General features: G+C 66.4%; 14 protein-coding genes. 9 read left to right on the top strand and 5 right to left on the bottom strand.

Annotation, left to right across the window (positions count from 1 at the left end; genetic code table 11):
* On the top strand, positions 1 to 728 hold a 728-nt coding region (locus tag R3280_RS03580; protein WP_318997209.1), incomplete at its 5' end, for a HupE/UreJ family protein.
* A gap of 71 nt (positions 729 to 799) precedes the next feature.
* Here the strand turns inward: R3280_RS03580 and R3280_RS03575 are convergent.
* From R3280_RS03575 to R3280_RS03565, 3 genes are all read right to left on the bottom strand, one after another.
* Positions 800 to 1,378 (bottom strand): hypothetical protein, encoded by a 579-nt coding sequence (locus R3280_RS03575; protein ID WP_318997208.1) that lies wholly within the window; start codon positions 1,376 to 1,378, stop codon positions 800 to 802.
* Positions 1,379 to 1,504: 126 nt separating this feature from the next.
* Positions 1,505 to 2,983, bottom strand: a complete 1,479-nt coding sequence (locus R3280_RS03570; protein WP_318997207.1) for an amidase — start codon at positions 2,981 to 2,983, stop codon at positions 1,505 to 1,507.
* Positions 2,984 to 3,049: 66 nt separating this feature from the next.
* Entirely contained in the window at positions 3,050 to 3,601 is a 552-nt protein-coding gene (locus R3280_RS03565) for a glutathione peroxidase (RefSeq protein WP_318997206.1), read from the bottom strand.
* 80 nt (positions 3,602 to 3,681) lie between these two features.
* Here R3280_RS03565 and R3280_RS03560 point away from each other — a divergent pair, with 80 nt between their 5' ends.
* Both R3280_RS03560 and R3280_RS03555 read left to right on the top strand, forming a co-directional pair.
* On the top strand, positions 3,682 to 4,794 hold the full coding sequence (locus R3280_RS03560; RefSeq protein ID WP_318997205.1) for a hypothetical protein: 1,113 nt from the start codon (positions 3,682 to 3,684) through the stop codon (positions 4,792 to 4,794).
* 16 nt (positions 4,795 to 4,810) lie between these two features.
* Positions 4,811 to 5,572, top strand: a complete 762-nt coding sequence (locus R3280_RS03555) for a sulfite exporter TauE/SafE family protein (RefSeq protein ID WP_318997210.1) — start codon at positions 4,811 to 4,813, stop codon at positions 5,570 to 5,572.
* Here R3280_RS03555 and R3280_RS03550 read toward each other — a convergent pair.
* Positions 5,558 to 6,487 (bottom strand): DMT family transporter, encoded by a 930-nt coding sequence (locus R3280_RS03550; protein ID WP_318997204.1) that lies wholly within the window; start codon positions 6,485 to 6,487, stop codon positions 5,558 to 5,560. The genes R3280_RS03555 and R3280_RS03550 overlap by 15 nt on opposite strands.
* Positions 6,488 to 6,561: 74 nt before the next feature.
* Here R3280_RS03550 and R3280_RS03545 point away from each other — a divergent pair, with 74 nt between their 5' ends.
* Positions 6,562 to 6,852 (top strand): ferritin, encoded by a 291-nt coding sequence (locus tag R3280_RS03545; RefSeq protein WP_318997203.1) that lies wholly within the window; start codon positions 6,562 to 6,564, stop codon positions 6,850 to 6,852.
* Here R3280_RS03545 and R3280_RS03540 read toward each other — a convergent pair.
* Positions 6,849 to 9,215, bottom strand: coding sequence for a diguanylate cyclase (locus R3280_RS03540; protein WP_318997202.1), 2,367 nt, complete (start codon positions 9,213 to 9,215; stop codon positions 6,849 to 6,851). The two genes, R3280_RS03545 and R3280_RS03540, sit on opposite strands and share 4 nt — an antisense overlap.
* 183 nt (positions 9,216 to 9,398) lie before the next feature.
* On the opposite strand from R3280_RS03540, the gene R3280_RS03535 reads away from it, so the two are divergent.
* From R3280_RS03535 to R3280_RS03515, 5 genes are all read left to right on the top strand, one after another.
* A complete protein-coding gene (locus R3280_RS03535) occupies positions 9,399 to 10,169 on the top strand; it encodes a MotA/TolQ/ExbB proton channel family protein (RefSeq protein WP_318997201.1) in 771 nt (256 codons plus the stop codon).
* Positions 10,156 to 10,554, top strand: a complete 399-nt coding sequence (locus R3280_RS03530; RefSeq protein WP_318997200.1) for a biopolymer transporter ExbD — start codon at positions 10,156 to 10,158, stop codon at positions 10,552 to 10,554. Before R3280_RS03535 ends, R3280_RS03530 begins: the two co-directional genes overlap by 14 nt.
* Before the next feature lie 3 nt (positions 10,555 to 10,557).
* Positions 10,558 to 10,968, top strand: coding sequence for an ExbD/TolR family protein (locus tag R3280_RS03525; protein WP_318997199.1), 411 nt, complete (start codon positions 10,558 to 10,560; stop codon positions 10,966 to 10,968).
* A complete protein-coding gene (locus R3280_RS03520) occupies positions 10,965 to 11,777 on the top strand; it encodes an energy transducer TonB (protein WP_318997198.1) in 813 nt (270 codons plus the stop codon). Before R3280_RS03525 ends, R3280_RS03520 begins: the two co-directional genes overlap by 4 nt.
* 190 nt (positions 11,778 to 11,967) lie before the next feature.
* Positions 11,968 to 12,486 carry an Hcp family type VI secretion system effector gene (locus R3280_RS03515; RefSeq protein WP_318997197.1) on the top strand — a complete coding sequence of 173 codons (519 nt, stop codon included), beginning with the start codon at positions 11,968 to 11,970 and terminating at the stop codon, positions 12,484 to 12,486.
* Positions 12,487 to 12,502: the final 16 nt, after the last annotated feature.

Below are 12,502 nucleotides of genomic sequence, written 5' to 3'. Positions count from 1 at the left end.
TCGATTACCGGCTGCTGTTCGATACCGACCCGCTGCACCGGGCCCTGGTCCAGCACACCGGGCCGCAGGGTGAGCGCCTGATGGTCATCGGCCCCCAGTCCCCCTCCCTTGCCCTGGACCCCTCCGAGACGGGCTGGCTGAAAACCTTCAGCGATTTCCTCTACCAGGGCGTGGTGCACCTGGTGCTGGGCTACGATCATGTGCTGTTCCTGCTGGTGCTGATCCTGCCGGCCACGCTTGCCCGTCCCGACCGGGGCGATGCCGGCACCGGCCGGCGGCTGCTGGAGCTGGCCGGCATAGTGACGGCCTTCACCCTGGCCCACTCAGTCACGCTGGGGCTGGCGGCGCTGGACATCGTGCGCCCGCCCATCACCTGGGTGGAGATCATCATCGCGCTGTCCATCGGCCTGGCCGCGGTCAACCTGTTCTGGCCCATTCTTGGCCGCAAGACCTGGAAGCTGGCGTTCGGTTTCGGACTGATCCACGGTTTTGGCTTTGCCAGCGTGTTGGGGGATCTGACCAGCGGAACCTCGCAGACGGTCCTGGCGCTGGCGGGCTTCAACCTCGGTGTGGAGCTAGGGCAGCTGGCGCTGCTGGTGGTGGTGTTTCCGCTACTGCTCTGGTTCGGCCGCTACCGGCTCTATCAGCGCGCAGCCGTTCCCGCCATGGCCCTTGGGGTCTCGGCGGTGAGCATGTACTGGGTGGTGGAGCGGGCCGCCGGCCTCTAGGGTCGGTCAACCGCTCCGGCCAGGGGGCTTCCCGGAGTGCTCGGCGACGACCACTCCGGGCTGATTGCTGCTCAGTGCAACGCCCGCATCTGGCGCGGATAGAGGGCCGCGCTGACCTCGGGTTCTTCCAGCAGGTCCGCCAGCTCCATATCGACGTCGGTTTCCTCGCCTTCCTCCGGCAACGGCTCGAACAGGGTGTTGAGCCAGGCTGCCACGTTCGGCGCCTCGTCCCGATCGTAATCGGTGGACAGGGCACGGATCCGCTTGAAGCCGATGATGCGCTGGTGGCGGGGGTCACGGATCTGTTCGAAACCACGCCAGTAGATGCGGTCCCGGGTGTGGAGCTGCACAAACAGGGTGTCGATGGGATCGCTGGTTTCGCCGCCGCTGGCAGCACCCTCCTGCTTCTCACGGATGGTGGTCCAGGCCGGATACAGGACCGCCACGGCATCGCCTTCCACGTGTTCGCGGGCGGCCCTCAGGATCAGGGCCCAGCGCGCCTTGTCGGCATCGGTTTCCAGGGAGTTAATGGGCAGGTCGTAGCTTTGATCGCTGGACAGGACGATCGCCATCATGGGCGCGTCGAGCTCACCCATGGCTTCCGCCTGCGCTACAGACACCAGTTCATCGATTGCCATCGGTTGGTTCATAATACCCTCGCCTCCTCGATGCCATCATGGTGGAGGGTGAAGGTTTCACCCTCACACACAGCATAGCCTGTTCCCGCCATAAAGATAAACGTGTCGACTGGACGAGCGGATCACCCCCGGCTGCTGCTATTCCAGCCGCTCATAATGGGCAAACCAGGGGTTGGCCTCCTCCAGCTGGGCGGCAAGCTGCAGCAGAGTGGCTTCGCCGCCGTGGCGGGCGCCAAACTGCACGCCCACCGGCAGGCCATCGGCGGTCCAGTGCATGGGCACCGACATGGCCGGCGTACCCGTCAGGTTTGCCAGCTGGGTAAAGGGCGTGCGGGCCAGGCTCTCCAGCGCCAGCTCATCCACCAGGCCACTGCGGTGCACCAGCTTGCCCGCCTTGAGCAGCAGCATCAGCCGTGATGCCAGCTGCAGGTGGGCCGGGGTATTGAGCTCACCGATCCGCGCCGGCATGCGACCGGTGGTGGGGCACAGATAAAGATCGAAGCGCTCGAAGAACACGCCGAGGGCTCGGCCGAATTCGTTCCAGCGCTGGCGCAGGCGGACGTAGTCCGGCAGCGGCAGGGTATTGCCCAGCATACCGATCAGTCGGGTATCCAGTTCGAAGTCCGATGACTTGGCTCCCAGTTCCTGGCGGGCCTTCTGCATCAGCGCGGAAACTTCCCCGAAATAGAGCCCCAGGTAGCATTTCGCCAGCGCCTGGCCGTCGAACTCCGGTTTTGCCAGTTCCACATGGTGGCCCAGGTTCTCCAGGGTGCGGGCGGTGGCTTCCACCGCTTCGATGCACTGGCGGTCCACTTCGGTGCCGTAGGGGGACGCGGTGAACAGGCCGATCCGCAGCGGCCCGGGAGCGCGCTGCATCAGGTCGGCGTAGGCGCCCGGTGGCGGTGCGATCTCGAAGGGATCCCCCGGCGCGGGGCCGGCCAGGGCATCCAGCATGGCCGCGCTGTCCCGGACCGTGCGGCTGACCACGTGGTCGCAGGAGGCACCCGTCCAGTGCTCCGCCATGTCGGGACCCGCGGAAATCCGGCCACGGGAGGGTTTGAGACCAAACAGGCCATTGTAGGCCGCGGGGATGCGGATGGAGCCACCGCCATCGTTGGCGCCGGCCATGGGCACGATACCCGCCGCTACCGCGGCGCCGGAGCCGCCACTTGAGCCGCCGGGAGTCAGGTCCGTGCGCCAGGGGTTGCGGCTCGGGCCCCAGAGTTCGGATTCGGTCACCGCCTTGAGGCCGAATTCCGGCGTTGCGGTGCGGCCCAGGAACACCAGCCCGGCCTTGCGGCTGCGGCGCACATAGTCCGAATCCTGGCGCGGCACGAAATTGCGGTAGGCGCGGCTGCCATAGGTGCAGGCCTCACCGGCCTGGTGCTGGCTCAGGTCCTTGAGCAGGAAGGGCACACCGGCCAGCGGCGCATCGGCCGGTGGCTGCTGCGCCAGGGCCTGTTCGAACTGGGGCTGGCAGATGGCGTTAATGCGGCCGTTGACAGCGCCGGCCCGGGCAATGGCGGCCTCGCAGACTTCGCGGGCGGAAACGTCGCCGCGCCGGATCAGGTCTGCCAGGGCAACGGCATCGTAGCGCAGGTATTCGGATGGCTTCATGGTGGTATCCGTTGGCTGGTGGTCTTGTGTCCTCAAAACTGGCACAAGCATACCGCAACGGAGGGTTTATAGAAGCGACTCGATCCTGTCTATAAGGGCCTGATCATCCGGGCGGACCTGGCTGGTGAAATGCCACACCTCACCGCTGCGCTGGTCCACCAGGTACTTGTTGAAATTCCAGCGGGGCATCTCGCCGCTGGCCTCCGCCAGGCCCCGGAAGATGGGGTGGGCGTTGGCGCCGCGTACACTCTGGGGCGCGGTCATGGTGAAGGTGACCTGGTAGTCCACGAAGCAGACCTCGGCGGTCTTTGCCTCGCTGCTGGCCTCCTGGCGGAAATCGTTTGACGGTACGCCGATCACCACCAGACCACGGTCACGGTAGCGCTGGTGCAGCGCCTCGAGACCCTCGAACTGACCGGTGTAGCCACAGAAACTGGCGGTGTTGACGATGAGCAACGGCCTGCCCTCGAACGCCTGGCAGGGATTCACCGACTCCACCGAGCGCAGCTTGTTAACCTCGTGGTCCAGCCAGGCCGGGCATTCGGCCAGAGCCGCGGGCGAGAGCAACAGGGCCGACAGGCCGGCGATGACGAAACGGACAGGATGCAAGGCATTCATGGACGATCCTCCTGCCAGGTTATACGATCTGTGGATCGAAGCGGTTTCAATTCTCCGCCCCACGGTTCTGAAGGATGGCGATGTTCGCAGTAGCACTGACCGCCCTGCTGGCCGGCACCCTTTCCATGGCCTCCCTGGCGGCGCCGGCAGGTCCGGCCGCCGCGCCCGAGCCGGTGGATGACTGGACCGATATCGTCCGCAGCAGCCCCTACTGGGTTAGCCAGGGGGTCCACGACAACATCCTCACCATCCGGCGCTGGGTACTCACCGAGTCCGCCTATTGCGACGAGCCGGACCGCCACATCCTGTTCGATGTGCGCGGCGAGTTCCTGGGCTGGATCGAGGACGCGCCGACCCGCGCCGCCACCCAGACCCTCCTCAACGAGACCCGCGCCAGGCTGGCCGCCGACGGCCGGGTGTCGGCCTGGGCCCGGGGCGACGACGGCACCACCGGTTACCCCTTCGCACTGGCCTGCGACCAGCCCCACGTCAATCTGGACGAAGCCCGGGCACGCTACCTGGGCACACTGCCCGCGGACCGGGTCTGGGGCACCTGGGACGATCTGGTGCTGGGTACGCCCGAAGACCCCAGGCCCCTGCACGAGGCCCTCGACTACGTATTCCGGACCCGTCAGGCCCAGGGCCGCCTGGAGCTGCCGGAGGCCCTGCCGCGCTACCTTGCCGGCCAGATCCTGATTGAGAGTGGCGGCCAGGTGCGGGCCCATTCCATAGCCGGCGCCCGGGGCATACTGCAGCTTCTGCCGGCGGCCCTGGATGACTGCGGCGTGCCGGTGGCCAGTCACTGGCACCGCATGGCCCAGATTGACTGCGCCCTCAAACTGATGCACCAGAACGCCCGCAACCTGCGGCCGGCGTTCGAGGAGCGTTTCGGCGGGCTGCCCGCGGACAAACGCGACCGCCTGTTCACGCTGCTGCTGATCCAGGCCTACCACGGCGGCCTGGGGCGCATCACCTCCCTGCTCAGCGACGACAACCTGGCCCGTCCGGCGCGCTATTTCGCCCGCTACCATGAGCGCTTCAGCGCCGGCGATATCGCCTTTGGCCTGATTTTCCACAACCTGGGCCGGGATCGCTTTGGCCTGGCGTCGCTGTATTATGTGGCGGATGTTCAACTGGCCACCGCCGCGCTCTGCAACTCACCGCGCCTGCGGGGCTCCGATTTCTGCCGTTGACCGGAGGCCTGCCATCCTGGATCTGCCGCTGCTGCCCGATTCCCTGCCCGCCGGCCTGGCGCTGATATTGCTGGCCTGCTCCGCGCTGACCTCGATGATCACCGCCAGCCTGGGGGCCGGCGGTGGCGTCATGCTGCTGGCCCTGATGGCCCTGTGGCTGCCGCCGGCAGCGATCATCCCGGTCCACGGCCTGATCCAGCTGGGCTCCAACGCCGGGCGGGCCGCCATGACCTGGCGCCAGGTGGACTGGCGGGCGATCGCCGCCTTCGCACCCGGGGTGCTGGCGGGAGTACTGCTGGGAGCCTGGCTGCTGGTGGCACTGCCGGCCGCGGTCTGGCAGCTGACCATTGGCCTGTTCGTGCTCTACCTGTGTTGGGGGCCGGCCCTTCCCACTCAGGCACTGGGTCTGCCGGGCACTTTTGTCGCCTCTGCGATCACCAGCTTCATCAGTCTCTTCGTGGGGGCCAGCGGCCCCCTGGTGGCGGCCTTCATCAAGCAGATGCACCAGGACCGCTTCGTCACGGTCGCCACCTTTGCCGCCGCCATGGTCCTGCAACACGCCCCGAAGGCGGTGGTGTTCGGACTGGCGGGCTTTGTGTTCCATGAGTGGCTGGTGTTCACCGCGGCGATGATTGGCTTTGGCTTTGCCGGCACCTGGCTGGGCCTGCACCTGCTGCACCGGCTCACCGACCGGCGCTTCCAGCAGGCCTTCAACTGGATCCTGACCCTGCTGGCACTGCGGCTTCTCTGGCAGGCCGCCAGCTCATTTTGGGGGTAGCGCCGGCCTAATCCGGGCCCGGCGCCCGCGCCACTCCTCGTAGATCGCATTGGCCGCCAGGGACGCCAGAATCAGCCCGCCCCCGATGAACCCGAGCACCGGTGGCACTTCCCCCAGGAACAGCCAGACCAGGAAGGTTCCTATCACGGTTTCCAGCAACAGCAGGAGGCTGACCTCGGCGGCCGGCAGGTAACGCGGGCCGGTCTGGATCAGGATGCTGGCCGCCGGCAGGAAACCCAGACACAGCAGCAGGATCAGACCCATATCCCGCCAGCCCGGCCATTGGGCGCCGCCCAGCAGGGCACAGACCAGCGCCAACGCCAGGGCTCCCACGATCAGCATCACGCTCATATCGACGCCGGAGCGGGAGCGGGCAACCGCCAGGTTGGAGGCCAGGGCAAAGGCGGCCAGCCCCGCCATCAAGAGCCCCAGGGGCTCCCCCTTGCCCATTTCCCCCACCGCCATCAGGGTGGCGCCACCGACACACACCACGATCAGCACCCAGGTCCGGGTTGGCAGGCGCTCCTTCCAGATCAGCCAGCCCAGCAGGGCGGCGATCACCGGGGCGGTGTTGAGGATTACCAGAACATTGCCGGCGGCGGTGTACTTGACCCCGGTGACGAAGCCCAGGGTACTGAGACCGAACGCCAGCCCGCAGTAGAGCCCAGGCCAGCCACAACGGACCATTTCCTGAACCAGCCGGCCGCGATAGCGCAGGCCGTTGATGACCAGAAACCCCAGCGCCAGCAGCAGGCCACGCCAGAACAGGAATACCAGGGGCGTCACCGAGGTGCTCTTGACCAGCAGCGAATCCGGCGACAGCAGCAGCACACCGAGACCGGCAATCAGGAAGCCCTTGCGGCGAAGATGACGCAGGGACTCATCGGGGCTGTTTTTGACGGCATTCTCGGCCATGCTTTATCCCTGTTATGCTGTTTTGACCCTAACAATGTCAGGACCCAACACACTCAGTCCGGGAGAGACCGACCATGTCCAGCGAAAACCTGCACGCCCCCCGCGAACGCCTGAGCAAGGAAACCCTCCACCTGCACCACTGCATCGTCTCCATCATGGAGGAGTTCGAGGCTGTCGACTGGTACCGCCAGCGCGCCGATGACTGCGATGACGAATCCCTCAAGGCGATACTGCTGCACAACATGCGCGAGGAGATGGAGCACGCCGCCATGGCCCTGGAATGGCTACGCCGCAACAGCAAGGACTTCGACGGTCACCTGCGGGAATTCCTCTTCACCGAGGGCGATATCGCCGACCACCATTAAACCCGGTCCGGAGCCGGTGGCTCCGGCACCGTGACCACACAATTGCGACCCCGGGCCTTGGCCGCGTAGCAACCCTCGTCGGCCCGGGCCAGGGTTTCCTTGGGGCCGCTGTCGAGCGCTGACAGTGTGGTGACACCGATGCTGGCGGTCACCGAAAAACGCTCCCCCTCGCGCTCCAGCACCACGCTCGCCACCGCCGCCCGCAGGTTCTCGGCAATGGTTTCGGCGCGCTCAAGACCGCAGGCCGGCAGCAGCACCGCGAATTCGTCGCCGCCGATGCGGGCGACCGAGTCCGACTGCCTCACCGCCTCGCTGAGTCGCTGGGCCAGCTGGCGCAGCATCTCGTCCCCCAGCAGGTGGCCGCCGCGATCATTGACCGGCTTGAAATAATCCAGGTCCACCAGCATCACCACACTGGGCGTGCCCAGGCCCGGGGCCTCCGCCAGCCATTTATCCAGCGCCGCATTGAACGCCCTGCGATTGAGCAGACCCGTCAGGCTGTCGTGGCTGGCCTCCCAGGACAGGCGCTGTTCCCGGCGCCGGCGCTCGCTGTCGTCCCGCAGCACCAGCACCAGGCGCTCGCGGGCCGTGTCCCGGTTGACCCGAAGCATGGTCAGCTCGATATCCAGGTGCTGGCCCTGGCGGTTGTGCAGCACCGTGTCGAGACTGCCGATTTCGTCGAAGGCGAGGAAATCGGCAAGCTGCCAGGGCCGGTCATCGAGATCCCGGAACTGCACGGTATCGAACAGCGAACCGGCATCCTCATCCAGGTTGGCGCCGATGAAGTCCCGGGCGGCCTGGTTGGCAAAGCGGATGCCTCCGGCCTTGTCCATCAGCAGAACGCCCTCGTGGAGGACGCCGAGGATACTGTCCGCGCGCTGTTGCTCCGCCCGCAATTGCTCCTCCACTTCCAGTTCCTGCGTGATGTCCCGCAGCACCGTTATGGTGCCCATACACTTGTCCGGCGTCTGGATGGCGGAGGTCATGGCGTCCACCCAGACCACCCGGCCCGACAGGGCGTCACGGAGCCGGAACTTGCCCCGGTAATGACGCTGCTGGATCAGGGCATCCCGCCAGGCCTGCAGGGCCTCGGCGCGGTCCGCCTCGTAGACCCCGGAAACCAGGTAGCGGTTGTGTAGCTGGTCCTGGCTCAGGCCGCTAATGCTCTCGAAAGCCGGGTTGACGAACTCGATACGGCCCAGGGCGTCGGTCTGGACAATGCCGATGGGAGAACTCTGGGACAGGGCCCGGAAGAAGGCCTCCCGTTCCTGCAGCGAGGCCAGCACCTCATTACGCTCGGCATTGATCTGGTTGAAGGTCTCCGCCACCTGGCGGATCTCACGACCACCCCCAACCCGGATCGGGCGCTGCCGGTCACCCTGGTGATGCTGGCTGATCTGATCCGACAGGTCCGCCAGCGGCACCAGCAGGCGGCGATAGGTGACCAGTGCAATCGGCGCCACCAGGGCTGCCACCGCCAGGGCCAGCCAGAACATGGTGTCGGTCAGCCGCTCCACCGGGGCGAAGGCATCGGTTACCGGCCACACTGCCGCGACAAACCACGGCGCCTGGTCCAGCTGGCGCACCGCCATCATGGTCCGGATACCCTGGCTGTTGCGGGTAAAGCGAACCCCCTCGTAACCCTTCAGGGCAGCGGCGACAGCGGGGTTGGACCGGGGCGCCGGTGCCATGACCTCATCCGGCCGATGGTGGGCAAGGGTGATGCCGCTGCGGGTGGCCACCGCGATGTAGCCCTGCTCACCCAGACGGGTGCGCAGAAGACCCCCCATGAAATTGTCTTCCGACAGATGGATCGCGCCGCCGAGCACGCCGATAAATTGCTGACCACTGTCAAAAATGGGTGCCGTGATGATGATGGTGGGCTCCCCCGTCCTGGCGATGAAGGGCTCGGAGATCAGCGTGGTCATCTGGCTGCTCGTGAGCTTGAAATAGGCCCTCTGTCCGGCGTCGAAGCCCACCAGCCCGGCACCCGGGTACTCAGCGATCACCTGGCCGCTGGCATCGAACAGATAGAGCGCATTGAACAGGTGGCGGAGGGCGATCTGGCGGTCCAGCAGCAGTTTCGCCCGGCCCTCCAGGGTAACCGCCTCCATGTTCATCTCCGAGGCAACACTGGTCAGGGTCTGGAAACGGGTGCTGAGCTTGGCGTCCAGTTCCCGGGCCACCAGCGAGGAGAGCGTGGTCATCTGCTCCCGGACCTGGCTCTCCAGTTCCTCACGGCCGAGGTGGCTGTTCACCAGGGTCACGGCGATGGCGGTGAGTATGACCACCAGGACCACCAGGGTCACCGCCCGGTTTACCAGACTGTCGAACCAGCGATGGAAGGTATGCTTCAGGGCCATGGGGGACCAGTCAGTTGGCCCCGGACCGGCCAGCTCCGACAGGATCGTTCTGGCAGTGGCAGGGCGCGGTTTGCGATTGTCACGGGTAGGAGTGTAACAGACCCTGAAAACAGCGCGATGGCCTCTGGAAATCACAAATAATAATCCTTATCATTTATCTTCATCTTTTCTGTGGGGTCCATCATGTCCGAAGCCACTCTCTCCACACCCGATACCGCCCTGCTGGGACCGATCCAACAGCTGTTAGAAATGGGCGGACCTGTAATGCTGGTATTGCTGGCACTGTCGGTGGTCGGCCTGGTTACCTTTTTCTACCTGATGATCACCGGCGCCCTGTTCGCGCCCCGCTTCAGCCGCGAACTGAAACAGACAGTGGCGGGCTGGCGCCAGCAACCGGGCCGCCAATGGCCGGCAAAGCTCAGCGAGCCTGCGGGCTGGTTTGCCGCCACCAATCCCTTGCGACCCATGCTGCGGGACAGCATGAGCGCCTGCCTGGACGGCCAGGACGCCACCAGCCTGCGGGAAGACCTGGCGCGACGTGCCCAGAAAGCCCTGCAGCCGTTCGAGGCGCCGCTGAAGATCATTGAAGTGATTGCCGCCCTGGCCCCGCTGCTGGGCCTGCTGGGTACCGTCATGGGCATGATGGATGCGTTCGGCGCCATGGCTGCGGCGGAAGGCCGTGCCAGCGCCAGCCAGCTCAGTGGCGGCATCTACGAAGCCCTCATCACCACCGCGGCCGGTCTGGTCCTCGCCATCCCCTTCGCGGCCGTGGCGGCCTGGGTGGAATTCCGGTTGCGCCGGATCAATGCCCGGATGAACGATGCCCTGGTGCAGATCATCAGCGCACCCGCGGTTGATGCCGGCCTGCCCCCGGTGAGGGTCCAGCAGGCGGCCGACGGCCATGCTCCGGAAAGCCATTACAGCAAGCCCCGCGTGGCCCATGCAGCTGGTTGAACCCCGGCCAGCGCGGCCGATGCCGATCCGCATCACGCCGCTGATCGACGTGGTGTTCATCCTGCTGGTGTTCTTCATGCTTACCACCCGGCTGCTGCCCATTGACGAGCTTTCCCTGGCCAACAGCAGCCGGCAGGGCACCAGCACCGGAGATCCGCTGCCGGCGCTGCAACTGCAGGCAGGCGGTGACGTGCGCTGGCGCGACCAGAGCTGGCGTCTGCCGGAGTTGACCCGGGCACTGACGGCGGAGGGCATCCGCCGGGTGAACCTGGCCGCCAGTGGCGACGCCAGCCTGGCGGATTTCACCACCACCCTGGGGGCCCTGACCCAGGCCGGCATCGAACCTCGCTGGCAGCGTGACAGCGCCGGCCCGGAGGTGCGCTGATCCATGTCCGACCTGTTACCGCCTCCTCCCGGTAGCGGCAAGGGCCTGCTCGACCGTGTCGAGGACAGCCTGCTGCCGCTGATCAACCTGGTTTTCCTGCTGCTGATGTTCTTCATCGTGGCCGGCCAGATGAGCGAGGCCCGCCTGCCGGAGCTGCCGCCCATCGCCGGTCAGGGTGGCGAGCAAGGCCCCCGCGCCGACCTGATGATGGCGGCTGACGGCCGTCTTCGGGTGGCCGGCCAGTCGGTGGAGCCCGCCAACCTGGGTCGGGTTCTGCCGGAACCCCGGCCGGAGGAGCCCCTGCGCCTCGCCGCCCACCGCGACGTCACCATGGCCGAACTCGAGGCCCTGTTCCGGCGTCTGGAGACCGTGGGCCACACCGACGTTCTGCTGCTGACGGAGCCCCAGCCATGACCCCACTGCGGCAGTGGCTGGTGCTGCTGGTGTCCGGCCTGCTGACAGTGGCGGTGCTGGCACTGGCGCTGCCGGCCGCCCCCACCGTACCGGAGCTGTCCGGCCAGGCCCCGGTCAATGCGCCGGCCAGCGTACGCATCAACCTGGCGGAGCGTCCCCGGGCCGAGGCCCCCCAGCCGGAACCGGCAGAGGAATCCGAACCGGAACCCGCGCCCGAGCCGGAACCTGAGCCAGAACCAGAGCCAGAGCCAGAGCCAGAGCCGGAACCTGAGCCAGAGCCAGAGCCGGAACCCGAGCCCGAACCCGAACCCGAACCCGAGCCCGAGCCTGAACCCAAGCCAGAACCTGTGCCGCAGCCAAAGCCCGAGCCCAGACCGGAACCGAAGCCGGAACCCCGGGCCCAACCTGAGGCGAAGGCCGAGGTCGCCGAGACACCCCAGACTCAGTCCGTAGCGGCCGAGTCCAGTGGCGAGCCCACACCCCAGCCGGAACAGGTCGAGCTGCGGGCCGGCGTCTCCAGCGCCATGGACAGCTACCTGAGCCGCCTTGCCCGCCATCTGAGCCGGCACCAGGAATATCCCCGTCGCGCCCAGCGTATGGGTCAGGAGGGCGTGCCCCTGGTGGAGTTCACTTTCGGCCGCAACGGCGAACTGCTGGCAAGGCGCCTGGTGCGGGAGTCCGACCACAGCCTGCTGAACGAGGCGGCACTGGCCATGCTGGAGCGGGCCGCGCCTTTGCCGGAGGTCCCCGAGGACATGACAGGGCAGCGCTTCACCCTGCGGGTGCCGGTGCGTTTCCGGCTGCAGTAGCCGGGCAAGAACTTGCCCGGCGCGCAAGATCTGGCTCCGCGCCAGCAAGGCCTTGCTCAAGCGCGCCCACCGAAAACCTCAAATCCTTGTTTTCACGAGATATTAGAGATTGGCACGGGTCTTGACTGTCCTGGGTCGGCGTCGCTCACGCGCAGGGACGCACCCACTCAATCAAGTCATGGAGCAGACTATGCCAACCCCGTGTTATATCAGCATTGAAGGCAAGACCCAGGGTAACATCACCGCTGGCGCATTCACTTCGGATTCCGTCGGTAACATCTACGTGGAAGGTCACGAGGACGAGGTGCTGGTGCAGGAATTCAGCCACATCGTGACCGTGCCCACCGATCCCCAGTCCGGCCAGCCCGCGGGCCAGCGCGTTCACAAGCCCTTCAAGTTCACTGCCGCCCTCAACAAGGCCACGCCGCTGATGTACAACGCCCTGGCGTCCGGCGAGATGCTGCCCAAGGTGGAGCTCAAGTGGTACCGCACCTCGGTGGAGGGCAAGCAGGAGCATTTCTTCTCCACCATCCTGGAGGACGCCACCATCATCAACATCGACTGCAAGATGCCCCACTGTCAGGACCCCGGCAAGGCCGAGTTCACCCAGCTGGTGGAAGTGTCGGTGGCCTACCGCAAGGTGACCTGGGAGCACAGCGTGGCCGGCACTTCCGGCTCCGACGACTGGCGCTCGCCCATCGAGGCCTGATCCCGCCACCGGGACG

This window comes from Marinobacter sp., assembly GCF_033722195.1.
Lineage (GTDB): Bacteria > Pseudomonadota > Gammaproteobacteria > Pseudomonadales > Oleiphilaceae > Marinobacter.
The sequence above is the reverse complement of the archived record's forward strand: the minus strand, read 5'-3'. Positions and strand labels throughout refer to the sequence as shown.